Consider the following 24,917-nt stretch of genomic DNA (forward strand, 5'->3'; position numbering starts at 1 on the left):
TCTCTCCGTCGTCAGCCGATGAAATCGGCGGATGGATGCGCGCGCGGATAATCGCGCAGATGTTGCAGGAAGCGCCCGAGCGTGCGGTCCGACTTCGTCAGCGTGCCGGGGCGGAAACGGGCGCGTTCGATGATCGGCAGGTCTTCGGTCGCGATGCGGACTTCCATCTCGTACATCGCATCGAGAAACGCCTGCGTGCCTTCCGGGTCGGCATCGTCGGCGCCTACTGCGACAGCAAAGAACAGCCGCGATTTGCCCGGCTCCGGCAGCCCCATCGGCGCGACGAAACCGAACCAGCGCCCGTCCACATAGCCATCCTGCCAATAGATGTTCGTGCCGTAGATGCCGACGCGAAACGCAATGGCCGTGCCGTCCCGCATCGTGCCGCGGAAATGATACACCATCGAATGCGGCGTCCATTCCACATCCTGATGCGGCATGCCGTTGTCGAAGGTGATGCCGTGCACCACCTGAATGTGCTGCATGTCGGGCGTGTTGCAGCAGATGATCCACGGGTCGGACGGCATCAGCCGATCATATTCGCCGATCTTCCACACCAGATTTGCCGGCGCGCCGGGAAAATCGGGCAGTTCGAACAGCGGCTCGGTGCCGTTGAAGGCAAACACGCAGCCGAACTTTTCAACCGTCGGAAACGCGAAGAGGTTCGCTGTCGGCGGCACGGGATCGCCCGATCCGGTTGCAACGCAGCGCCCGTCGGGTCCGTAGCGCCAGAAATGGAATGGGCAGCGCACGGCGCCGTCCACCATCTCGCCGGTGCAGAGATCGGCGCCGAGGTGCGGGCAGTAGGCGCTCAGCACCTGCGCCTTGCCGTCTGCGTCGCGGATCACGATGACGCGCCCGCCGAGGAAATCGAACCCGTTCACGACACCCGCGACGGCCTCGTCAGACAGGCAGACCGGAAACCAGCTCTGGCTGAAAACGCCGCCGCTGCCTTCGGCTTCGGGCCGGGCGCGGTCTGCGATCCGAACGGTGGTGCTGGTCGTCATCGGCATCCTCGAAAAACGATACATTTGTGTACGGCTGTTTCGATATCCTTTGTCGATAGGCAGAGTCAATACGATATCCGCAGACTATATCACATTAGACTGTGGATATCGCAATAATTCCATTTCTCTGTTGCGATTACGTCATGCGTTTCGTATCCCAAGGGCATCAATCGGGATCGGGAGACGCGGAAAATGGCAGGGCGCAAGGCGACGACCGACGACGCGCGGGGCAAAAGCCAGCCGCCGCCCCAGGATTTGTCCGTCGATGTCTATGCGCTCAACAGCCGGATCATCGCGCTGCTGCAGCAGGATGGGCGCATGCCCTATTCCACCATCGCGAAGGAGCTCGGCGTTTCCGAAGGCACGGTGCGCAACCGCGTGCGCCAGCTTATCGACGAGAACGTCATCACGATTCAGGCCGAAGCCATGCCCGAGGCGTTCGGCTATAATTTCAACGCGCAGACCTTCATCAAGGTGGCGGGGGGCGCTGATATCGATGCGGTGATCGCGCGTCTGACATCGGTGCCGGAGGTTTTCTACCTCACCTCCACGCTCGGCCGGTTCGATCTGGGCATGGCGACGTATCACCAGTCGCACGAGCACTACCGGGCATTTCTTGCGGCGCACTGCTACGGACAGCCCGATATCGCCGCGATTGAAACCTGCATGGTGCTGAAGGTTCACAAGATGAAGCTGCAATGGGATCTGGAAGGCGAAAACCGGCAACGTGTCGGAGGGAAGGAACGGCCATGATAACGGTGGAACGCGCGGTTCGGGTCGATGCGGCGGCGTCCAGGGTGTGGACGCTGTTTGCAACCCAGGAGGGGCAGCGGCGCGCCGAAGAAGGCTTCGTCTCCTCGATCGAATTCGAGGGGGAGGGCCTCGGCATGGTCCGCACGATGCGGACCGAGGGGCATCTTGCCGACGGCTATGTGAAGGAACGCCTCGATCACTACGACGCGGCGGAGATGGAGATGATGTTCCGCATCATCGATACCGGAGACATCGTTCCCTTCGCCGATTACTGCGGCTTTGCAAAAATCATCCCGGCAGGCCCCTCCGCCTGCGTGCTGCTGATGCGCTCGACCTTCGTGCCCGTGGATATGCCGGAGGCGGAGGCGCGCGCGATTTCCGAGGAAAACTACCGGCTCTTCATCGCGAACGTGCACGCGGCCGTCGCGGCGGGCGACGTGTGATGCGCGTCGTTCCGATTGCCCTGCGCAATGCCTTCGATCATGTGAACTACCTGCTCGTGTGCGATACCGCGAAGGAGGCCGTCGCGGTCGATCCCTACGATGTGGAGCGCGTCACCGCCGAAGCCGCGGCGCAGGGCGTCAAAATCACCGGCGTCGTCAATACGCATGAACATTGGGACCATGCGGGCAAGAATGCCGAAATGAAGGCGCGCACGGGCGCGGCGATCATGGCGCCGCGTGCGGCGGCGGGCACGCTTGAGGGGCTCGATCGCATGCTGGTGGACGGCGACACGATCCCGGTCGGCACTGCCGAAATCACGGTGCGCGCGGTGCCGGGGCACACGATGGCGAGCATTGCGCTCTTCGGCGAGGAAGACGGCGCGGCGTTCGTCATTTCCGGCGACACGCTGTTCGGCGCGGGCGTGGGCAATTGCGGCTACGGCGGCGATGCGCCGACGCTTCAGGAAACGATCAGCGGCGTGTTCGCGCCGCTCGCCGACGAAACGCGCGTCTATCCGGGGCACGATTACCTGAAACGCAACCTCACCTTCACGCTCGCGGTGGAGCCCGGCAACGCCGCTGCGCGCGCCTTGGCGTCCGCACTCGAATCGCGGGACGACGCCGCGCCGCGTTTCACCACGATCGGCGAGGAGCGCGCGATCAATCCGTTCCTGCGGCCGGGAAGCGCGGAGATCCGCGCGAACCTGCCCGAACTTGCCGACCCTCCGAGCGATGCGGATGTGTTTCTCGCGCTCAGGAAACGGCGCGACAGCTGGTAGCGGGCGCCTTGAGAATTCCGGTTTCGTGCCTCACCGGGCGTGTGTATAGCGCTTCGCGTCCAAGACATTGGGGCAGGAGTGCAGTTCATGGTGAAACCGGCGGCCGAAGTGATGCGCGAGGCCATCATCGCAGCAGTGATCGACGGCGTCTCCGCGCTGCGCGCGGCATCGGGCGGCGTGCCCAACACGCTGCTTCGCGATCTCAACGCCATTCACCCGAACACCACCTTCGATGATCTGCCGCAGGGGCTGCAGGCTTCGATTCTGGCGAGCGTGCGCGCATCGTTCACGCGGTTACAGAAGGAAGGCTACACCGTCTTCAACCCCGATCTCGCGCCGCCACCGCGTCGTCCGCAGCAACCCGCGCCTTCCGCGCCGCGCGGGGCGCCCCGTCCGGGACAGCCGCGCCGCCCGCGCCCGCCCGGCAAGCCGTCGCGCTGACGCTCGGCGTATGGATTTTCACGACCTTCTGTTCCGCTATTTCGGCAGCGCCGAGATCGACGCGATGAGCCCGTCGGCTCTGGAAGCGGGGCTTGACCGCATGCACGTCGATTTCGGGCTCGAAACGAACGCCGGGCACCGCTTTGCGCTCTGGGCGCTGATGCACATGCTGGGCGATGCGCCCGATCTCGATGCTTTCGAGGACGCGGAGGAGCGCGAAGCGGCGCGCCGCTTCATGGATCTTGCCGACGGCGCCGGCTAGAGCATCGTGCGGAAAAGTGGGAACCGGTTTTCCGCAACAAACGATGCGTCAACAAAGATATAGAGCGGGCAGCGTGATTCAGAAATCACGCTGCCCGCTCTAGTCCGCTACCCAAACAGGGCCGATATCACCCTCCATGCCCGTTGTTGCGCGCAGCGCGCGCGCTATCCTCTCAGATATGGGGATAGAGCGGAGAGTGGTCGCGGTAAGCGCGGCGAAACCGGCGTGGCATGATGTGAGGGGAGGGCAGACCTTCACCTCGATCGTGCGCAGCCCTGCGCAGGGCGGGCTCTGGTTCGGGGCCGGGGGGCCGGACGGCAACGAGACGGCGGTTCACACCGAGGCTGTCCTCGCCGCGCCCGCAGAGCACTACGACATGTGGGCGGAGCGCTTCGGCGTCGACCGGGCCGAGTGGGACTGGTGCCGCTTCGGCGAGAACATCGTCGTCAACGGCTTCGACGAGAACAGCCTGCGCCTCGGCGATATCGTTCGTATGGGCGACGTCGTGTTTCGCGTCACCTCGCCGCGCATTCCGTGCTTCAAGTTCGCGTGGCGGCTCGGCCAGCCCGACAGCGTGCTGGGGCCGATGATCGAAAGCGGCCAGGTCGGCTTCTATCTGGCGGTGGAAACGCCCGGACGGATCGGCGCGGGAACCGCCGCGACGCTCGAATCGCCGGATCCGGCGGCGATGACGGTGGGCGATCTCTCCCGGCTTCTGGTGGCGCGGGACGCCGCCCCGGAGGCGCTGCGCGAAGCGCTCGCCAATCCGTGGCTCGGCGCGCAGGCGCGCAGGCGCGCGGGATGCTCGCCAAGCGCATCGCCGGGCTCGAGGACGCGGCGAGGCTCAAGACCGGCCGCTGGAGCGGATGGCGGCCGTTCCGCGTTGCGGTGCTGCGCGAGGAAGCGCGCGATGTCTCCTCCTTCGCGCTCACGCCGCTGGGCGATGCTCCGCTCGCACCGCCGCTTGCCGGGCAGTTCGTCACCGTGCGCCTCGGCGATGCCGACGATGCGCCGGTTCGCAGCTGGACGCTGTCGGACCACGACGACGCGCCGGACCATTACCGCCTCACCGTGAAGCGCCTCGCGGGCGGGACGGGGTCGGCGCGGCTTCACGAGATCGGCGCGCGCGGCGGAACGGTCTGGCTGCGGCCCCCGTCGGGGCGCTTCACGTTGAAGCGCGACGGCTTCATGCGGGTCGTGCTCATCAGCGCCGGTATCGGCGTCACGCCGATGCTGGCCATGCTGAAGGCGCACCGGGCGCGGCGGGATAGCCCGCCCCCGCTCGTCTGGATTCATCAGGCGCGTAGCGGCGAAACCCATGTTTTCGCAGCGGCGGCGAAGGATGCCGCGCTTGCCCATGTCTTTTACTCCGCGCCGCGCGAAAGCGATGCCGGGCATGAAGCGGGGCGGCTCGGCGCCGAGCGGCTGCGCGAAATTCTCGCGCCCGCCTACACGACATCGCCTTTCGGCCGCGAGATCGAGCTGCCGGGGATTTACAGCGACGTTTACGTCTGCGGCCCCGCGCCGTTCGAGGCGATGGTCCGCGATGCGCTGACCGCGATGGGCGTTCCGCCGGGGCAGATTCGTTCGGAATCGTTCGTTCCCGCAGCCCAGCCCGAACCGGTGATTGCGCAGGCGCGCGTGGATTTCGGCGGTGTCATCGCGCAGTGGACGGAGAGCGCCAACCCGAGCCTTCTGGAACTCGCCGAAACCGCCGGTCTCGCGCCCGGCTTCGGCTGCCGTTCGGGAAGCTGCGGCGCGTGCGAAAGCACGCTGGTGTCGGGCAGCGTGGAGCATTCGCCGTCCCCGGCCATACCGCTTGCGGCGGGACGCATCCTGCTCTGCTGCGCGCGCCCCGCGTCCGACGTGGTGATCGCGCTGGATTGATCCGCCACCCCGATTGCGCCTTCGCTACCCGCTGCGGCCTTTGCGGCGGCGGGCAAGATACGGGAACCTGCACGCATGACATTTATCATAGAGAACGTGACCGTCTTCGACGGCCGGACCGATGCGCTGGCCGAGGGCCTGTCGATCGTCGTGGAGGGAAACACCATCCGCGAAGTCTCCGACACGCCCGTCACCGGCTCGGACGCGCAGCGCATTGACGGCGGCGGCCGTTTCGCGATGCCCGGCCTCATCGACGCGCATTTCCACTGCTACGGCGCCGAGGCCAATCCCGCCGTCGTCGACAAGATGCCGCCCGGCCTCCGTGCGCTTCACGCGCGCCGGATCATGGAAGACGCCCTGCAGCGCGGCTTCACCACCGTCCGCGACGCGGCGGGCGGCGATCATGTGCTGGCGGCGGGCCTCGCGAAGGGGCTCATCAACGGGCCGCGCCTGTTTTACCCCGGTCTCGCGCTCAGCCAGACGGGCGGGCACGGCGACATGCGGGAGCCGAGCCACTTCGAAGGCTGCGCCTGCGCCTATTGCGGATCGATGTCGGTCGTCGTCGACGGGCCGGACGAGATGCGCAAGATGGTGCGCGAACAGCTCCGGCGCGGCGCGCACCAGATCAAGCTGTTCGTCTCGGGCGGCGTTCTCTCGCCCAGCGACCCGATCTGGATGGATCAGTTCTGCGACGAGGAAATCCGCGTCGCGGTGGAGGAGGCCGCGACCCGCCGCGCCTATGTGATGGCGCACGCGCACACCAATGCCGCCGCCATCCGCTGCGTGAAGAGCGGCGTTCGCTCCATCGAGCACGCGACGATGCTGGAGGCGGACGGCGTCGCCGCGATCGTCGAGCACGATGCCTTCGCGGTTCCCACGCTCGCCATCATCGATGCGATCCGCGCCGTGGGTCCGTCGATGGGCCTGCCCGCTGCGGCGCTGGCCAAGGTGGGAGAGGTCGGCGATCTCGCCTTGACGTCGCTCGATCGCCTGCGCGCGGCGGGCGCCAGAATCGGCTTCGGCACCGATCTGCTGGGCGCGGTGATGGACCGCCAGTCGCGGGAGTTCGCGCTCCGCCGCGAGGTGATGAGTTCCCTCGAAATCCTGCGTTCGGCAACCTCGGTCAACGCCGCGCTGCTGAACATGGAAGGCAGGCTCGGCACGATCGCGCCCGGCGCGTTTGCCGATCTGCTGCTTGTCGACGGCAATCCGCTCGACGATGTCACCATTCTCGAACAGCACGAACGGCTCGCGCTCATCGTCGCCGACGGCCGTATCCGCAGGAACGCCATTGCCTGAACCTCGGCAACACAGCGCGGTCTTCAGCCTCGTCGCGGGGAATATCGCGGGCTTCTCGGGAACGACGGCGATCCCGCTCTGGCTTGCCGCGTCGCAGGCGCGCGGCGCGATCGCCGGAGTCGTGGCCTCCGGCGAGATCGCACTCGTGGGGATCGGCACGCTCGGCGCTGCCGCGATGGGCGGGCGTATCGGCGCGCGGCCGCTGTGTCTCGGCGCGGCGGGCGTGGCGGTCGCGGGAAACCTCTTCGCCATGCTCGGCCCGGACGCGGCGTTCGTCGCCGGGCGCCTGCTTTCGGGCCTCGCGACCGGCGTGATACTGGCCACCGCGACCGCACTCGCTGCGCAGCGGGCCGATGCGCAGAAGACGCTCGCCACGATGCAGATCGGCCTCGCCTGCTTTGCGGCGCTTTTCTACCTTGCGCTGCCGCCGCTTGTCGAAATCGTGGGCGCGGCGGCGATTTTCGGCGCGGTCGCGGCAACGGTGCTCGCTGCGTTCATCGCGATGGCTGCGGGTCTTTATGGAGAGGTCGGGCGCGCCGCTGCGGGTTTTCGGCCGATCCCGCGCGCTGTCTGGATGCTCATCGGCCTCGCGGCGGTCTTCGTGGGGCAGAGCATGGCGTGGAACTCGCTCTTCTCGCTCGGCGCCGCAAAGGGCTTCGATATGCAGCTGGTCGGGCGCATCATGGCGGTGTGCGCCTTCGTGATGATGGTCGGCCCCGTGCTTTCCAGGCTGCTTGGGGATCGGGCAGGGCTGCGCGTGCCCGTGCTCGGGTTCAGCCTGGTCCTGGCGGCGGATGCCCTGCTCATCGCGCATACGCAGGGTCTGTGGCTGTTCGCTGCGGCGTCTGCGCTGCTGGTGTTGCTGCCGGGCTTTGGTTTGCCGTATGTGATAGCGCGCGCCGGTGCGCTGGGCGATGCCCGGCACGCAGGTGCGGCGCCCGCGTTTCTCATGCTCGGCAGTGCGATCGGTCCGGTGTTTGCGGCGCCGCTGGTGGCGGGGGCCGACTGGACGGCGTTCGGGCTTGTCGCGGGCGGTGTCTGCCTGCTCGGCGCGCTGCTGATGGGAACCGGAAAAGATCATACTTAAGGGACCGCGTTTGAACGAAGTGGTGGAACCTCGCGAGACGGAACCGACCGGCGCGCGCGAACGGGCAAGCCGCCGCCGCCTTCGACCGCCGGTTCAGCGCGCGCACCTTGCCGAGCGCGCGCTCGTGCTGCGCTCGCTCGATGTCGCGCGCGCCGGCAAGCTCACGATCGTCGTGGGCCCGCGCGGTTACGGCAAGAGCACGGCGCTCGGCCAGTGGTGGCACCGCCTCAGCGCGCAGGGCATCGCGGCGGCGTGGTACACCGCGTCCGATCTCGATCGCGAACCCGATGTGTTTCTGGAGATGATCGCCCGCGCGCTCTCCGCCGCCGGGATCGAGATGGGCGACGCCATGCGCCCCAAAACCGGGGACAGCCCGCTCGCGATCATGCTCGATGCGATCCTGCTGCAGCTCGATCGCGATCCGCGCCCGATCGTTCTCATCATCGACGATTTCGACCGCGTGGATCATCCGGGCGTGGCGCGGCTGGTCGAGGAAATGGCGGACGCGCTGCCGGACCGGGTCCACCTCGTGCTGGCGACGCGGCGCAAGCCGTCGCTTGCCGTCTCGGTGCTGCGCACGCAGGGCATCGTCCGCATCATCGATCCCGCCGAGCTTCGGCTGAGCGACGCGGAACTCGCCGCAGCGCTCGGTCTGCCCGCCGACGCACCCGAACTCGCCGCGATCGCCGAGCAGACCGAAGGCTGGCCCGTCGCCGTCCAGCTGTATCGCCTCTGGCGCGGCCGGATGGGCGATTCCGTGCGCATGCCGCGTTTCAGCGGTCAGGTCGATGAAGTCGCCGATTATCTCGCCGAGCAGGTGTTCGGAATGCTCCCGGAGCATTTCCAGACGCTGCTCACCGACCTCGCGCCGTTCGACTATGTCGAGGCCAGCCTCGCCGATCATGTGCGCGATCGGCGCGACAGCGCGGCGCTGCTCGAAGAGGTGGAGGCGGAATTGCCGACGCTCGTGCAGCGCACGGAATACGAAGGCGAACCGGCGTGGCGGCTGCATCCGCTGCTGTCGGATTATGCGCAGGCGCGCCTCAGTCGCAGCCCCGATCATGCCGCACGGCTGCACAGGCGCGCGGCGGACTGGCTTTGGCGGCAGCAGCGCTACGCGGCGTCCGTGCGTCACTACGATCTTGCCGGCGACCGCGCGACAATGGTGGAAACGCTTGGCGGCATCCCGTTCATTTCGATCTTTCTCGCTTACGGCGCGGGCGAGCTTCGCGCGATCCTGCGCGAAACGCCGCCCGAGGTTCTCGAAGCCCTGCCGCGCCTGCAACTGATGGCGGCGCTCGCGCACTTCAAGGCAGGGCATTTCGGAGAGGCGAGCAACTGGCTGCACCGGATCGGGCAGAGCACCGGCGGCTTCCTCGATGATCCCAGCGGCTGCGGCAAGCAACTCGAACTCGAAGGCCGCGCGCTCGATCTGCTGTTCGAATGCTACATCAACGGCACCAAACCTACACGTGAAGCAGAGGTGGAAGCGGTTCGGGCGCTCGCACCGGACGCGCCGCTTTTCTGGGCCTGGTGCGAAAACACGATGATCGTGATGTACCAGATGCGGGGCGATCTGCACGCGGCGCGCCAATCGGTGATCCGAACGCGAGACACGTATCAGGCGCTCGGGATCCTGCCTTTTGCCGAACAGCATCTGATGACGCACGACGTGCTTGTCGCCTTCGCGCACGGGTCGCTCAGGGCGGCGTCCGAATTTGCGGCGGCCACGCTTCGCCGCCGGGGCACGGGCGGTATAGAACCAACGGTCACGGCGACCGCGCGCATGGCGATCGCGGCGATCGATTATCTGCGGCACTACCGCGAAAGCGCGGCGGATCTCGTGCGCGTCGCCTTCGATCAGTTCGGCGCGGGCGAGGCCTGGTACGATCAATATGCGATTTCCTGGCCGGTGATCGCCGATGTCGCGTGGCGCCGCAGCGGGCTTCCGGCTGCGCTTCGGCTGATTGCCGAATTGCGGACGCGGCTCGATAATCAGGGCTTGCTCTGTGTCGGGGATCTGCTCAAGGCGCTGGAGGCGATCTACCGGCTGCGCGGCGGCGGGATCGACGGCGCCGAAGCCATTGCGCGCACGCTTCCGGTCGATGCGGATCATGTGCCCTGGCGGACGCGCGACCTTGTCTTGCAGGCACGCGTGCTTGTTGATCTTGCGCGCGGGCGCGTGGCTGCGGCGGGGGACGGCGCCCGCACGATGATCGAGGAAGGGCGCACGGGGGAACGTCTCGTCACGATGGTGAAGGGATATGTTCTGCTCGCGCTCGTGCGTGATCGTCTCGGCGACGAGGCCGGCGCGGACGAGGCGATGGCGGCGGCGGTGCACCACGCCTTTGCGGAGGAAATCCTGTCTCCCTTCGTCGAGGAAGGAAGTCCCGTCCGCGTCGTTGTCGAGCGGATCCTCGGGGCGGCGCCCCCGCTTGAGCAGCAGCACGCGGAAACCATCCTCCGGGCGCTGAAGGCCAAGCCGCAATATCTGTCGCCCGACGCGCTGAACGAGCGGGAATCGGAAATCGTCGCGCATCTCGCCGACGGGGCTTCGAACAAGCTGATCGCCCGGCGGCTCGGGCTCACCGAGAACACGATCAAGTTTCACCTGAAAAAGGTTTACGCCAAGCTGGGCGTTTCCAGCCGCAAGGGTGCGGTGGCGCGCGCACAGGAAAAATAGGCCGCCGCTGCCACCCGACAGCGCTCCCTACTACCCGTCTCGGCACTCGCACCGCCTTGCTGCCCGCGCGATTATGGAAAGGCAGGGAAACCGAAAAAAAGGGGTAAGGGTAATGACGAACCGCAACCTGAGAACAGTCTTTCTGGCCTCGGCGGCGCTGGCAATTCTGCCGGGTGCCGCACTGGCTCAGGACGTCGCCGACAGCGACGAAATCATCATCACGGCGCAGCAGCGCGCCGAGCCGCTCCGCAACGTGCCGATCCAGGTCACGGCGTTCACAGCCCAGGCTGTCGAGGATGCGGGCATCAAGTCCACCGCAGACATCATCGCGCAGGTGCCCAACATCACCTACGATCGCGGCGACACGTACCGCAGCAACTTCATCACCATGCGCGGGCTCACGCAGATCAACAACGCCGATCCGCCCATCGCGTTCGTGCTCGACGGCGTGCCGCAGACGAACCAGAAGCAGCTCGGCGTCACATTGTTCGACATCGAGCGCATCGAGGTGCTGAAAGGCCCTCAGGGCGCGCTTTACGGCCGCAACGCGGTCGGCGGCGCGATCAACGTGGTGACGAAGGCGCCGAGCAACGAGCTCGAAGGCTTCGTGAACATGGGCTATGCCAACGGCGACACGTTCGATGCGTCCGCAGGCATCTCTGGCGCGCTTGTGGAGGATAAGGTCTTGCTGCGCGTATCGGGCAGCTACACTTCGTCTGACGGCCTCATCAAGAATGATTTCCGCGGCGATAACGTCGATTACATCGATCACGATTATTCGATTCGCGGCCGCATGATCCTGAAGCCGACCGATCTGCTGACCTTCGATCTGCGCGCCGAATACGGCAAGTTCCGCGGCGGCTCCAACAGCTATGCGGCGGTGTTCTCCGGCATCCCGCGCGACTTCGTGAACCCGCAGTTCAACTTCCCGGCCTACGCGAAGGGCGACAGCGTCGATCTCACGGGCAAGTTCGACTATGATTTCGGCTTCGCGACGCTCACCGGCATCAGCGCGTATTCGAATTTCAAGCAGACCAACCGCGCCGATCTCGATTTCCGCAACCCGGTGGATTCGCCCGGCGGCATCTTCGGTCTCGGCTTCCAGGCCGGTCAGGGCCAGAACGCGAAGATCAAGACGTTCAGCCAGGAACTGCGCCTCGTCTCGGCGAGCGATCAGGCGTTCCGCTGGCTGGCGGGGGTCTATTATCTGCACACGGATCGCGGTCTGGTGACGCGCGGCTTCATCGATCTCGACGGCACCGATCAGTTCGACAATCCGGCGCTGCTCATCGCCAACAACAACGAGACGAACGACAACAACGCCTACGCGGCGTTCGCGCAGGTCGATTATGATCTCAGCCCCACGCTGACGCTGACGGGCGGTATCCGCTACGACAAGGACGAGCGCGAGCAGACCAATGTCGTGACCGGAGCGATCCGCAAGATCTCGTTCGACCGCGCGCAGCCCAAGGTCACGCTGACCTGGAAGCCGGAAGACGGGCGCCTTGCCTATGCGACGTACAGCACGGGCTTCCGTTCGGGCGGTCTCAATGCGCCCAACGTCGGCGTCACCGAGTTCGATGCCGAAACGCTCGACAACTTCGAGATCGGTTTCAAGACGCAGTGGTTCGATCGCAAGCTGACGCTGAACGGCGCCGCCTATCTCACCAACGTGAAGAACTATCAGTACTTCTATGTGGAGGCCGCAACCGCGTCGCAGGTCATCGACACGATCGACAAGGTCCAGATCAAGGGCTTCGAGATCGAGGCGATGGCGAAGCTCGCCCCGGGTCTGGACTGGAGTGTCGGCGTCGGCACGACGGACAGCGAAATCAAGCGCAGCCTGTTCGCGTCGGACGTCGGCAACAAGTCGCCCCGTACGGTGCCGATTTCGATCAACAGCTCGCTCCAGTACCGCGCCGATCTCAGCGAGAATGTCGAGGGCTTCGTTCGCATCGAATACCAGCACATCGGCAAGAAATACTGGGATGCGGACAACGCATCGGTGCAGAATCCGTATGACCTTCTCAACACCCGTATCGGCGTCGAGTTCGGCAACTACGGCCTCTACGCCTATGCGCGGAACATCTTCAAAGAGAAGTACTATTCGGAATTCTTCCAGCCGAAATATTCGGGCCTCGATGTCGCCATCGGCTATCCCGGCACGCCGCGTACCTACGGCGTGGAAGCCAAGCTGAAGTTCTGACGGTGTCGGCGGGCGCCGTGCGCGCCCGCCGCCCAATTCCATCTTGAAAGGTTGACATGAGCGGCAGCGGATACAGGCTGGGCATCGACGTCGGCGGCACCAACACCGATGCGGTGCTGATGCGGGGGCGCGAGGTGCTGGCGACGGCCAAGAGCTTCACGACGGCGGACGTGCGCAGCGGTGTCGTCAATGCCGTGCGCATGATCCTCGACAAGGCGCCCGAACACCGCGCTTCGATCGAGGCGGTGATGATCGGCACGACGCAGTTCGTGAACGCCTTCGTTCAGCGCAAGGGGCTTGCGCCCGTCGCCATCTTCCGTGTTTCGCTCCCCAAGGCGGACGGCGTCCCGCCGCTCGCGGGCTGGCCGGACGATCTCGTCGAGGTCACGGGCTCGCATATCTACATGGTCGGCGGCGGCGCGCTCTACACGGGCAAGGATTATGCGCCGCTCGACGAAGATGCGCTGCGCGCAGCGGCCGAGGATGCCCGCTCCAAGGGCCTGAAGGCGGTCGCCATCTCCGCGAACTTCGCGCCGATCCGCCCGGACATCGAAGAGAAAGCCGCCGCCGTCGTGCAGTCGGTCATGCCCGATGCGCGCATCACGATTTCCTCGAAGGTCGGCGGGCTCGGCCTCATCGATCGCGAGAACGCCGCCGTCATCAACGCGACGCTTGCCGAACTTTCGGAAAAGGTCATCGGCTCGCTGCAAACAGCCATCGCCGACCTTGAAATCAACGCGCCGATCTACATCAGCCAGAACGACGGCACGCTCATCACCACCGAAACCGCGTCGGCGTTTCCGATCCTCACCTGCTCGGCCGGCCCCACGAACAGCATTCGCGGCGCGGCGTTCCTCACCGGGCTCGACGAGGCCGTCGTCGCCGACATCGGCGGCACCACGACGGATATCGGCTTCCTGCTGCGCGGCTTCCCGCGCGAGACGACGGCGGCGAATTACATCGGCGGCGTCCGCACCAATTTCCGAATGCCCGACGTGCTCTCGATCGGCATCGGCGGCGGCAGCCTCGTCCGCAGGGGCGAGGGCGGCTGGACGGTCGGCCCCGACTCCGTGGGCTTCCGACTTGCCGAGGAAGGTCTCATCTTCGGCGGCGAAACGCTGACCGCGAGCGATATCGCCGTGCGCGCCGGGCAGGCGGAAATCGGCGATCCCGCGAAGGTCGCGCATCTTCCCGATGAAACCGTCGAGGCCGCGCTCGACAATCTGCACCGGCAGATCGAAGACGCCATCGACCAGATCAAGACGAGCAACCACGCGCTTCCGCTCGTGCTCGTGGGCGGCGGCAGCATTCTCGTTTCGCGCGCGCTGAAGGGCACGTCGGAGGTGCTGAGGCCCGCGCACGCCGAGGTTGCGAACGCGGTCGGCGCCGCGATTGCGCTCGTCAGCGGTCGCGTCGACAAGCTCTATGATGTCGGCGCGATGGGCCGTGAGGCCGCGCTCGAACAGGCGCGCAAGGAAGCCACCGACGCAGCGATCGCGGCAGGCGCGCTCGAAGGCGAAGTCGAAATCGTCGAGATCGTCGAACTGCCGATGACGCACATGAAATCCGGCTCTGTCCAGATCAGGGTCCGCGCTGTCGGCCCGCTTGCGGCGCTCGCCTGATCCCACGCTTTTTCGAAAGGCATATCATGTTCATTGTCGATAGCGTTCAGGACATTCAGGATATGGCGCGCGGCGCCGTGCTGCTCGGCACCGGCGGCGGCGGCGATCCCTATGTGGGCGAACTGTTCGTCCGCGCGCAGATCAAGAACGGCCGCTACCCGAAGGTTCTCTCGTGCGACGAGATTCCGGACGACGCCTTCGTGCTCTCCATCGCGGGCATCGGCGCACCCTCGGTGATCGTCGAGCATCTCGTCAGCGAAAAGACGCTGCACCGCATTCTCGCGCGCGCGGAGGCGTTTTACGGCCGCCGCGTCGATGCGCTCATCAGCGCGGAAATCGGCGGCGCGAATTCGATGTTCCCGCTCGCGCTCGGCGCGATCAGCGGCATTCCCGTGCTCGATGCGGATGGTGTCGGCCGCGCCGTGCCGCACATCGAGATGACGACGTTCAGCATCTACGGCTGCAAGGCGACACCGGGCATCGTGATGGATGATTCCGGCAATGTCGTCACCATCGAAGCGGTCGACGATCGCATGGCCGAAGACCTGTGCCGCGTCGTCACCGGCGCGATGGGCGCCATGTCGTTCGGCGCGCTGTATCCGATGACGGGCAAGCAGGCGAAATCCTTCGCCGTCCAGCGCACGATCACGCAGACGCTGGAAATCGGCCGCGCCATCCGCACCGCGCGCGAGGAGTCGCGCGACATCTTCGAAAGCCTGATCGATTATCTCAACAGCTGGGACAATCGCACCGCGCGCATCCTTTTCGACGGCAAGATCACCGACGTGACGCACGACACGCGCGACGGCTGGCACTTCGGCCGCGTGACGATGACCGGCCTTCAGGATTCAACCGATGAATGCGTCGTGGAGATTCAGAACGAATTCCTCGTCTGCCGTTTGAACGGCAAGACGATCACGATCGTCCCCGACCTCATCAGCATCCTCGATCGCGAATCCGGCGAGCCGCTGACGGGCGAAATGCTCACCTACGGCCAGCGCGTGAAGGTGCTCGGCTACAGCGCCGATCCGATGCTGCGCCGCCCGGAAAGCCTCGAAGTCCTCGGCCCTCGCATGTTCGGGCTCGACGAGGAATTCCAGCCGATCGAAACCCTGCTCGCCACGGCATAGGCCGGCGCACCTCTTCGTCATGCTGAACTCGTTTCAGCATCCATACGACGGTGCTGAAACAAGTTCAGGGTTACGAAGACAAAAAAAGGGCGGCATCCCCGAAGGGTTGCCGCCCGAATTTTTGCAGACCCGTTCGTTTAGAACTTGGTGCGCAGGTTCAGGCCGATGGTGCGCGGCGCGGCGCTGTTCACCAGCGTCCGGTTCTGCGCGATCGCGCTGGAGGTGGAGCGTGTGATCGCCGTGTCGTTGAACAGGTTGTTCACGAACACATAGACGCCCCAGGCGTTGTCGGCTTCCTCGATGCCCACGCGCACGTTCGCCAGCTCGTAGTCGTCGATGTAACGCGTGTAGATATAGGCCGGGCGGAAGTCCGACCACGAACCGCCGACATGGTTGGCGTCGACGCGGAAGAAGCCGTTCAGGCTTTCCGTCATGCCCCACACATACTGCATCGAAAGTCCGGCCGTGAACTTCGGCACGAACGGGATGCGGTCGCCGTCGAAACCGGCGGCGGGCGCAACGGCGGTTCCGGCGTTCGGCTGGTCTTCGGTCAGCTTGGCGTCGAGGTAGGCGAGGTTGCCCGAGATCGAAAGGCCGTCAACCGGACGCAGCGAGCCTTCCAGCTCGAGACCGCGGATGCGCGCCGAGCCCGCGTTGCCGATGTAGGCGAATGCGCCGTTGGGCGTACGCGTGGTGATCTGCATGTCCGACCAGTCGATCTGGAACACGTCCACGTTGAGCGTGAGCTTGCGATCGAGCAACGTCGTCTTCAGGCCCGCCTCATAGTTCCACAGGCTGTCCGACTGGTAGGGCGTCAGTTCCTGCGCAAGGCCGATCACCTGGTTCGCGCCGCCGGGGCGGAAACCCTGCGAGGCTTCGGCGTAGAAGAGAACGTCGTCGGTGATCTTGTAGGATGCGTTGAACTTGAACGCCGTGCCGTCCTCGCTCGAGTCCACGAACGAGAGCGGGCGCACCACCGCGCCGACCAGGATCGAGCCGAGCGTCGTCTCGCCGTTGATATCCTTGTCGTAACGGAAATAGCGGCCGCCCACCGTCAGGTTCAGGCGGTCGGTCACGTCATACGAGAACTGTCCGAACACCGCGACCTGACGAAGGCTGTCGTTGATGTAGCGCGACGTCGCGATCTGCAGCGGATAGATGACCGCGCCCGTCACCGGGTCCGTGTTCACCTGCGGGTTTTCGACATGAACGTCGCGGTCGGAGAAGAAGCCGCCCACGGTCCAGTTGAACGGTCCCGAGCCGTCGGAGCTGAGGCGCAGCTCGGCGGTCCAGGCTTCCATGGTCTGCTGCGGGAACAGCGCGGAGGACGACTGGCCGTCGACGAGTGCGTAATAGTCCGTCAGCTGCTGGCCGGTGCAGGGGTTTGCCGCGCCGCCGTTGAGGCGGGCGCCGCAACCTGCGGCCGTCCGCGTCGAACGGATGAACCGCGACACGTCGCTCACCGTGGAAAGGTCGCGTTCCATGTAGGAACCGGCCGCCGTCAGCACCACGCCGCCGAAATCATAGTTGGCGGTGAGGCTGTACAGTTCCACGTCGTCGCGCATCGGCTGGCGCGTCAGCGCGTCCGAATTATACTTGCCCGACGAGAGCGTCCACGACGGCGTATCCGTGCGCGAACGGTTGATGTAGGCGGCGGCATCGATGGTGAGCGCTTCGGTCGGCGTCAGACGGAGAAGCAGGCGTCCGCCGTAGTTCTTCTGCTCGTTGATGTCCTTGATGCCGAGCGTCGTGTTGTCGATGTAGCCGTCTGCGTTGCGATAGAAGCCGGTGGCGCGCACGGCGACCTTGTCCTGCACGATCGGCACGTTCAGCATGGCGCTGCCTTCGAAGTTGGCGCCGCCGTTCTGCGTTGCGGAAAGGCTGGTATCCACCGCCCCTTCGAATTCGTTGCCGGGCTTGCGGTAGATCACGCGCAGCGTGCCGCCCATCGAACCCGAACCGTACAGCGTGCCCTGCGGGCCGCGCAGCACTTCGACACGCTCGACGTCGAACAGGCGAAGCTCCGGCGTGGAGCCGCCGGCGTCGTTGCCTGCGCCCATCACGCCCGTCACCGGGGTTTCATCGTAATAGGTGCCGACCGTCGGCTCGCCCGAGGCCTGGATGCCGCGGATCACGACACGGCGCTGCGAGGGGCCGCCGTCGACGAACGACAGGCTGGGCACGCTCGAATTCAGGTCGGCGATGCTCTGCACGCCCGAATTCGCAATCGAATCGCCGGTGATCGCGGAGATCGAAATCGGCGTGTCCTGCAGGTTGGTGTCGCGCTTCAGCGCGGTGATGATGATTTCGTCGCCGGTCGATTCCTGGGCGACGGCGGCGGTGCTCACACCGGCAAGCGCGGTGGCGGCGAGAAGAATGGATGTTCCGAAAGTCCTGTTCACGTTTTCTCTCCTGTTTACGCGCCGGCCTGTTGGCTTCCGGCTGCGGTCATGCGGATGAATGGCATCGATCGGACCGGCATTGCGGTCCTTCTTGAGTCTGTTCTGGCAACCCCCTGTTTCGGCCGTGCCCCCGTTCAGGCAATGGTCCTATGCTTTTTGACAGTGAAGTTGTGGACTTCGCTGCTGCTGAATGCTCTTCTGAGTCGGGCTCACGCGTGTGGCAAGATGATTGTTGCGCGTTTCGATAAAATGATGAAATCCTGATGCTATTGTGCATCAGGTGTTGAACGGAAGATGCGGCGCTTCAGCAGTTGCCGTATGCGTATCGGCGGCGTGGCGTAAAAATGGGGGTAGATATGCTTAAGATGTCTTTCAGCATCGCGGTTGCGGCGCTACTCGGCACTGCGGCGGCGGCGCAGCCGATGGATGCGGACTTCGCGAAATCGGTGAAGGCGTGGACCACGAAGCCGGAATTCAGCAGTCCGCTTGTGGATCACCTGCCGGTTTCGGCAACAATTCCGTCCCCGAAACAGCATCTGGGCAATCATATCGGTGCGCCCAGGGTGTTGCATTATTACGACCAGATCATCGGCTATTACCGCGCGCTCGCCGCCGCGTCGCCGCGCGTCAAGATCCTCGAAATCGGCAAAAGCGAGGAGGGGCGCCCCAATATCGTCGTGATGATCTCCTCGGAGGAGAATCTGGCGAAGCTCGAGACCTACAAGCAGAATCTCGCGCTACTGGCCGATCCCCGCCGCCTTCCGGCTGCCGACGCGCCGGGCGTGATCGCCGCGACCCGGCCGATCTATCACGTGTCTGCAGGCCTCCACAGCGCCGAGACCGGCCCGCCCGAGATGCTGATGGAACTTGCCTACCGCCTGCTCACCGACGACGGCGACATGATCCGCGGTATCCGCGACAACCTCGTCGTCGCGCTCAGCCCCGTTCTGGAAGCGGACGGCCGCGATCGCTACGTCGATTGGTACTACCGCAATCTCATCGACGAGACCGACGACCGCAACAAGCCCGGCGGTCCGCCCTATTGGGGCAAGTACATCTATCACGACAACAACCGCGACATTAACTTTTCCGATGTCAGCGCGCGCCATCTGATGAACTATTATCTCGAATGGCATCCGCCCGTGATGCACGAGCTGCATGAATCGGTGCCGTTCCTCTACACCTACAGCGGGCAGGCGCCGCAGAACCCCGATCTCGATCCGATCCTGTTCGGGGAATTGCCCTGGTTCGCGAACTACGAGATGGCGCAGCTCACCAAATACGGGATGCCCGGCGTGTGGACGCACGGCTTCGTCGATGCGTGGACTCCCGGCTATCTCGCCTTCATGTCGTCGAACCACAACGGCCTGCTGCGCATGTACGAAACCTTCGGCAACGGCGGCGCGACCACCATGCTGCGCCATGTCGCGCCCGAAGTGCAGACCTCCGTGCGCGGCGGCGACTGGACGAAGCGGGATTGGTATCGCCCCAACCCTCCCTACAAGGAGGTGGTGTGGTCGATGCGCAACAACACCAACTACATGCAGACCGGCGTTCTGACCGCGCTCGATCTCGCCGCCAAGCATCCCGATGTCATTCTTGAAAACTTCTACAAGAAAAGCGCCAATTCCATCGAGAACGGAAAGACGAAGGCGCCCCACGCCTACATCATTCCGGGCGCGCAGAAGGACGAGACGCGGGTGGCCTTCGTGGCGAACCTGCTGCGCCTGCAGGGCATAGAGGTCGGCCGCGCCGATCGCGCCGTCAAGGTGAAGGAAGGCAGCTATCCGGCGGGCTCGCTCGTCGTGAAGCTCGATCAGCCCTACGGCCGTCTCGCGAAGATCCTGCTCCGCAAGCAGGACAATTATCCCGACGAAAAGCTCGGCACCTACGATGACGCCGCGTGGACGATGGGGATGATGACGCATGTCGATATCGTCGAGGTTGCCGACAAGGCCGCGCTCGATATCCCGACCACGCCGATCGACCGTGTCGCGCCGCGCGGGCGCATTTCCGGGCCGGGCGCCGGCACCTATGCCGTTCTGGACCACGGATCGGTCGCGCTGACCACGCTGCGCTACCGTTTGAAAGATGCGAAGGTCCGCGTCGTCGAGACTGAATTCAAGTCGGGCGGCAAGACGGTTCCGGCCGGTTCGCTGCTCGTCGAGGGCGGCGCCTATGACGTGCTCAAGCCCGCCGTCGAAGCGCTCGGTCTCGAAGCCTTCGCTGTGGGCGGCAAGCCCGCCGCGCACGAGAGTGTTCTGCCGCGCACCGCCATGTTCAGCACATGGGGATCGAGCCAGCGCGTCGGCTGGGTGCGCTATGCCTTCGATCAGCACGAAGTCGCCTACGATCTCATCTTCAAGGAGCAGGTCCGCGCGGGCAATCTGCGCGACAAATACGACGTCATCATCCTGCCGACTCAGGGGCGCAGCGCGAAAGACATCGTTTTCGATATCCCGATGAAGGGCAAGCCGCTGCCCTACACGAAGACGGAGCGCTTCCGTTTCCTCGGCGACTACGGGTCTTCCGAAGACGTGCGCGGCGGCATGGGGCTGGAAGGTCTGGTCGAGCTTCGCAAGTTCGTGGAGGCGGGCGGCACGCTCATCACCACGGGCGACGCGAGCGCCGTGCCGGTCGAGTTCGGCCTCGTGAACGACATCGTGTCGGCGTCCGCGCCGGGCGATTTCTACGCGCCCGGCCCGATCGTGAAGGCGAAGGTGCTGCAGCCGAAGAACCCCGTGTTCTATGGCTACGACGAGGCCGAGATGCCCGTGCGCTGGGCGACGAACGCGCTCTTCGGCGTGCCGGACCGGCTGAAGGGCCGCGTGATGATGCAGTTCCCCGGCGGCAAGGACGGCGTGCTGAGCGGCTTCATGCGCGGCGCCGATGGGGTGAAGGACCGCGCCGCGATCCTCAACATCCCGCAGGGGCAGGGCCGCATCCTGATGTTCGCCACGAACCCCGTGTGGCGCTGGCAGAACCTCGGCGAGTTCCGCATGCTCTACAATGCGATCGTCAACTGGAAGCAACTCGGCCTCACCGACATCGATCCCCCCGTCCCGGCGCCCATCGCCGCCTCTGCAGAATAACAAGGAGTTTCCCCCATGAAGTCTCTTCTCCTCGCCGCCGCCCTCTCTGCCGTCGCCGTCTCCGCCACCGCGCAGGAGGTGAAGCGCCCCGAGTTTCCCTTCACCACGGAGAAGGCCTACGACGCCGCCAAGGTCGCGCCCTACAAAGGCAAGCACGCCGCCGCCTACGCCTACATCGATGCCAACAAGGCCGCGCATATCGAGAACGTGCAGCGCTGGGTGCGTCAGCGCTCGATCAGCGCGGAGAACGACGGCGTGAGCGAGATGGCGCAGATGCTGGCCGCAGACCTGAAGGCGCTCGGCTTCAAGGAGGCGGAGCTTGTCCCCACCAAGCGCCACCCCGGCGTCTGGGGCTATTACGACGCGGGCGCGAAGACCACGATCGCGGTCTACATGATGTACGACGTGCAGCCGATTGAGCCGGTGGGCTGGAACGTCGATGCCTTCGCGGGCACCATCCTCGAGGATCACGCGCTCGGCCGCGTCCTCATGGCGCGCGGCGCGACCAACCAGAAGGGCCCGCAGCGCATCTTCCTCAACGCGCTCGAAGCCATCATCAAGGCCGAGGGCAAGCTGCCCGTGAACATCATGCTGCTGGCCGAGGGCGAGGAGGAGCTCGGCTCGCCGCATTATCCCGATCTCATCGCCAAATATGCGGACCGTCTGAAGCAGGCGAACGGCGGCGTTCTGTTCCCGATGATGGGGCAGACGCTCGCGGGCGGCGTTCAGATGTCGCTCGGCGTCAAGGGCAACATCTATTTCGAGCTTGAGGCGCAGGGCGGCGCGCAGGGCGGCCCCAGGACGGCCGAGATCCACAGCTCGCTCAAAGCCATCGTCGATGCGCCGGGCCTCCGTCTCGCGCAGGCGATCGCGAGCCTCACCTCGCCCGACGGCAATGTCATCACCGTGCCCGGCTTCTACGATTCGATCCGCCAGCCGAACCAGGAGGAGCAGGAGCTTATCAACGGCGTCCTCCCGGCGTGGGAGGCGAACGAGGCGGCGATGCAGAAGTCGCTCGGCGTCGACAAGTGGATCGGCGGCATGACCGGCCGCGAGGCGATCACGCAGTATCTGTTCAACACCACGCTCAATATGGACGGCATCTGGGGCGGTTATTCGGGGCCGGGCACGAAGACCATCCTGCCGCACAAGTTCACCGCGAAGTTCGATTCCCGCCTCGTGCCGAACCAGACGCCCGACGAGTCGGAGCGTCTGATCCGCGCGCATCTGGACGCCAAGGGCTTCACCGACATCAAGCTCACGCGCCTGTCGGGCTATCCGCCCGCGCAGTCTTCGGTGAAGGAACCGCTGGTGCAGGCGGTGATCGGCACGTACCGGAAATACGGCATCACGCCCAGCGTCATGCCGCGCCTGGCGGGTAGCGCGCCCTATTATGTGTTCACCGATATCCTGAAGATGCCGATCGTCTCGGCGGGCATCGGCTACGGCGCGGGCGCGCATGCGCCGAACGAATTCATCGTGATCGATCCCAAGCCCGGCACGAAGGTCGCGGGCATCACGGAGGCGGAGAAGTTCTACGTCGACGTCGTCCACGCCGTCGCAAAACGCTAACCCCTGAAAAGCCCCTCCTCTTCAGGGGAGGGGTTGGGGAGGGGCGGTCCCTCACACGCGGCAGAGTCCCTCGGCACCGCCCCACCAACCCAGAACACGGAGACGAGGACATGACCGACACAAGCGAGATCAGCCGCCGCGCCTTCGGAGCCGGCGCGGCGGGCCTCGGCCTCACCGCGCTCGCGGGCGTCGGCCCCGCCACCGCCGCCACTGCCGCCGACACCATCCCGCCGTCTGTCGCCGCGCTCTACAAGAACGCGATCGTCATCGATGCGCTCGCCTCGCCGGACACATGGAACGTGCCCTATCCGCCGCCCGGCGTGCTCACGCCCGAAAAGCTGGCGAACGTACGCGCTTCGGGCATCACTGCGGTCAACCTCACCGTGGGCAAGCCCGGCGGTTTCGAAGGCACGGTGAAGGAAATCGCGAAGTGGCTCCGCCATATCGAGGCGCACCCCGATCATTTCCTGCTCGTGAAGCGCCATGCGGACCTCGCCGCGGCGAAGGCGCAGGGCAAGCTCGGCATCATTTTCGGCTTTCAGGGCATGGGGATGATCGGCGAGGATCTCAGCCTCATCGAGACGTTCGAGGGGCTGTGGGTGCGCATCATGCAGCTCACCTATAACGATCGCAATCCGCTCGCGGCGGGCGGTTCGCTGCCCGACACTGAAGGCCTCACCGCGCTCGGGCGGGAGGCGGTGGCGCGCATGAACAGCCTCGGCATCCTCGTCGATACCGGCCACGGCACGCCGCAGACGGTGATGGACGCCGCTGCGGCCTCATCGAAGCCGATCACCTGCTCGCACACCGGCGCCCGCGCGATCTATGCGAGCCAGCGCAACCAGCCCGACGCCGCGCTCCGCGCCGTGGCGGAAACCGGCGGCGTGGTCGGCATCTATCTGATGCCCTTCCTCGGCCGCGATCCCGTCTCGGCCTCGCGCGCGCTGTTCATGAAGCACCTCACCCACGCGATTCGCCTGTGCGGAGAGGATCACGTCGGCATCGGCACCGACCAGAGCATCACCCCCGTCGACATCTCCCCCGCCTATATGGACATCGTCCGCCAGACCGCAGAGGCGCGGCGGAAGGCGGGCATCGGCGCCCCGGGAGAGGCCGACGGGCCGATCGCCGTCCCCGATCTCAACAGCGCCCGCCGCATCGAAATCATCGCCGCCGAAATGGACCGCGCGAAATACCCCGCGCGTGTGATTGAAAAGGTGATCGGAGGCAATTTCGACCGGCTGTTCCGCGAGGTTTGGACGGGGTGAGGGGGAGGGCGAAACACGCCCCGCCGCCGCTCCGGCGCGCCGAAGCGCCAATGCGCGACCGCTTCGCCAGAGGGACGCCAACCTCCCCACCGTCACCCCGGCAGGCCAAAGCGCCAATGCGCGATCGCTTCGCCGGAAGGACGCCAACCTCCCCACCGTCACCCCGGCGAAGGCCGGGGCCCATACGCCCGTGAAGCCACGCGGCTGGGTGTATATCATGGCGAGCCGCAAGGGCGGCACGCTCTATATCGGCGTCACGAACGATCTCGCGCGGCGCGTGCACGAACACCGCGAAGGCCACGTCCCCGGCTTCACAAAGCGGTATAATGTGAAAATGCTCGTCTGGTACGAAGAGCACGACGATTTTCGCGAAGCGATCGCCCGTGAAAAGGCGCTGAAAGAATGGAACCGCGCTTGGAAGCTGCGGCTCATCAATGAAGCGAACCCGGAATGGAGTGATCTTTATCCGTTTCTATAACCGGGCAGGTCGCATGGACCCCGGCCTGCGCCGGGGTGACGATTTTTATTAAATCGCCGCCGCTTACCCCACTCTCGTCATACCGGCGAAGGCCGGTATCCATGCGAAGGTATGTAAAGTCGCCGAATTATCTTTAAACGTTCGGTCGCTCGTCGCACAAAGCTGCCGTCCCAATCGAGCCAACAGACCGGAAGGGGCGCCTTATGTCGACTTTCCCGCGACCCTGCGTGTCGATGGTCAACTCTCCAGCGTGAGCGTGAACGAGAAGCTGAGCGACCGGATCGGGCGGACAAGCGACAATTTCATCGAACCATCTGCTTGCTCAGCAAGATTGATGCTTCGAACGGTTGGGTCAACCTTCGGCAACTTGAGGGGTTCTCCCGCGAACCGCTGGACCGCTCTCAGCAAGGCATCTAGGTGTTTAGTCCCTCGTTTTGATGGTGCGGTTCTCTGATAAACCGTTTTGGCTGCTCGGACCATATTTTGCAGACATATTCATATGGGGT

At 65.2% G+C, this 24,917-nt stretch carries 19 protein-coding genes; 17 read left to right on the forward strand and 2 right to left on the reverse strand.

Annotated elements, in window-relative coordinates; genetic code table 11:
- Positions 1-11 precede the first annotated feature (11 nt).
- Positions 12-1,007 (reverse strand): aromatic ring-hydroxylating oxygenase subunit alpha, encoded by a 996-nt coding sequence (locus GGQ98_RS13215; RefSeq protein WP_184070265.1) that lies wholly within the window; start codon positions 1,005-1,007, stop codon positions 12-14.
- A 192-nt stretch (positions 1,008-1,199) separates the two neighbouring features.
- On the opposite strand from GGQ98_RS13215, the gene GGQ98_RS13220 reads away from it, so the two are divergent.
- From GGQ98_RS13220 to GGQ98_RS13275, 13 genes are all read left to right on the forward strand, one after another.
- Positions 1,200-1,760: an Lrp/AsnC family transcriptional regulator gene (locus tag GGQ98_RS13220; RefSeq protein WP_184070268.1), complete on the forward strand. Its 561-nt coding sequence runs from the start codon at positions 1,200-1,202 to the stop codon at positions 1,758-1,760.
- A complete protein-coding gene (locus tag GGQ98_RS13225) occupies positions 1,757-2,203 on the forward strand; it encodes an SRPBCC family protein (protein ID WP_184070270.1) in 447 nt (148 codons plus the stop codon). The genes GGQ98_RS13220 and GGQ98_RS13225 overlap by 4 nt, the downstream gene beginning before the upstream one ends.
- The gene (locus tag GGQ98_RS13230) at positions 2,203-2,982 is read left to right on the forward strand and encodes a hydroxyacylglutathione hydrolase C-terminal domain-containing protein (protein WP_184070272.1); all 780 of its coding nucleotides are present in this window, start codon (positions 2,203-2,205) and stop codon (positions 2,980-2,982) included. Before GGQ98_RS13225 ends, GGQ98_RS13230 begins: the two co-directional genes overlap by 1 nt.
- Before the next feature lie 87 nt (positions 2,983-3,069).
- The gene (locus GGQ98_RS13235; protein WP_184070274.1) at positions 3,070-3,423 is read left to right on the forward strand and encodes a hypothetical protein; all 354 of its coding nucleotides are present in this window, start codon (positions 3,070-3,072) and stop codon (positions 3,421-3,423) included.
- Positions 3,424-3,433: 10 nt separating this feature from the next.
- Entirely contained in the window at positions 3,434-3,685 is a 252-nt protein-coding gene (locus tag GGQ98_RS13240) for a hypothetical protein (protein ID WP_184070276.1), read from the forward strand.
- Positions 3,686-3,881: 196 nt separating this feature from the next.
- A complete protein-coding gene (locus tag GGQ98_RS18860; protein WP_341534211.1) occupies positions 3,882-4,760 on the forward strand; it encodes an MOSC domain-containing protein in 879 nt (292 codons plus the stop codon).
- Between the two features lie 113 nt (positions 4,761-4,873).
- A complete protein-coding gene (locus tag GGQ98_RS13245) occupies positions 4,874-5,572 on the forward strand; it encodes a flavin reductase family protein (RefSeq protein ID WP_481133352.1) in 699 nt (232 codons plus the stop codon).
- Positions 5,573-5,647: 75 nt separating this feature from the next.
- Positions 5,648-6,871: a metal-dependent hydrolase family protein gene (locus tag GGQ98_RS13250; RefSeq protein ID WP_184070280.1), complete on the forward strand. Its 1,224-nt coding sequence runs from the start codon at positions 5,648-5,650 to the stop codon at positions 6,869-6,871.
- A complete protein-coding gene (locus tag GGQ98_RS13255; RefSeq protein WP_184070282.1) occupies positions 6,864-7,958 on the forward strand; it encodes an MFS transporter in 1,095 nt (364 codons plus the stop codon). The genes GGQ98_RS13250 and GGQ98_RS13255 overlap by 8 nt, the downstream gene beginning before the upstream one ends.
- Positions 7,959-7,977: 19 nt before the next feature.
- Entirely contained in the window at positions 7,978-10,641 is a 2,664-nt protein-coding gene (locus tag GGQ98_RS13260; protein WP_341534215.1) for a LuxR C-terminal-related transcriptional regulator, read from the forward strand.
- A gap of 112 nt (positions 10,642-10,753) precedes the next feature.
- On the forward strand, positions 10,754-12,847 hold the full coding sequence (locus GGQ98_RS13265) for a TonB-dependent receptor (protein WP_243451881.1): 2,094 nt from the start codon (positions 10,754-10,756) through the stop codon (positions 12,845-12,847).
- Positions 12,848-12,903: 56 nt separating this feature from the next.
- A complete protein-coding gene (locus GGQ98_RS13270; RefSeq protein WP_184070287.1) occupies positions 12,904-14,469 on the forward strand; it encodes a hydantoinase/oxoprolinase N-terminal domain-containing protein in 1,566 nt (521 codons plus the stop codon).
- 26 nt (positions 14,470-14,495) lie between these two features.
- Positions 14,496-15,599, forward strand: coding sequence for a DUF917 domain-containing protein (locus tag GGQ98_RS13275; RefSeq protein ID WP_184070289.1), 1,104 nt, complete (start codon positions 14,496-14,498; stop codon positions 15,597-15,599).
- Positions 15,600-15,736: 137 nt separating this feature from the next.
- Here GGQ98_RS13275 and GGQ98_RS13280 read toward each other — a convergent pair whose 3' ends face one another.
- On the reverse strand, positions 15,737-18,001 hold the full coding sequence (locus tag GGQ98_RS13280; protein WP_341534212.1) for a TonB-dependent receptor: 2,265 nt from the start codon (positions 17,999-18,001) through the stop codon (positions 15,737-15,739).
- 365 nt (positions 18,002-18,366) lie between these two features.
- Between GGQ98_RS13280 and GGQ98_RS13285 the strand changes: the two genes are divergently transcribed.
- The 4 genes from GGQ98_RS13285 (at position 18,367) to GGQ98_RS13300 (ending at position 24,411) form a co-directional block, all read left to right on the forward strand.
- Entirely contained in the window at positions 18,367-21,093 is a 2,727-nt protein-coding gene (locus tag GGQ98_RS13285; RefSeq protein WP_184070291.1) for a M14 family zinc carboxypeptidase, read from the forward strand.
- 15 nt (positions 21,094-21,108) lie between these two features.
- The gene (locus GGQ98_RS13290) at positions 21,109-22,665 is read left to right on the forward strand and encodes a M20/M25/M40 family metallo-hydrolase (protein ID WP_184070293.1); all 1,557 of its coding nucleotides are present in this window, start codon (positions 21,109-21,111) and stop codon (positions 22,663-22,665) included.
- Positions 22,666-22,775: 110 nt separating this feature from the next.
- On the forward strand, positions 22,776-23,933 hold the full coding sequence (locus GGQ98_RS13295) for a dipeptidase (protein WP_184070295.1): 1,158 nt from the start codon (positions 22,776-22,778) through the stop codon (positions 23,931-23,933).
- Between the two features lie 190 nt (positions 23,934-24,123).
- A complete protein-coding gene (locus GGQ98_RS13300; protein WP_341534213.1) occupies positions 24,124-24,411 on the forward strand; it encodes a GIY-YIG nuclease family protein in 288 nt (95 codons plus the stop codon).
- Positions 24,412-24,917 lie beyond the last annotated feature (506 nt).

The organism is Sphingosinicella soli (assembly GCF_014199685.1).
In the GTDB taxonomy this organism is placed as follows: Bacteria; Pseudomonadota; Alphaproteobacteria; order Sphingomonadales; family Sphingomonadaceae; genus Sphingosinicella; species Sphingosinicella soli.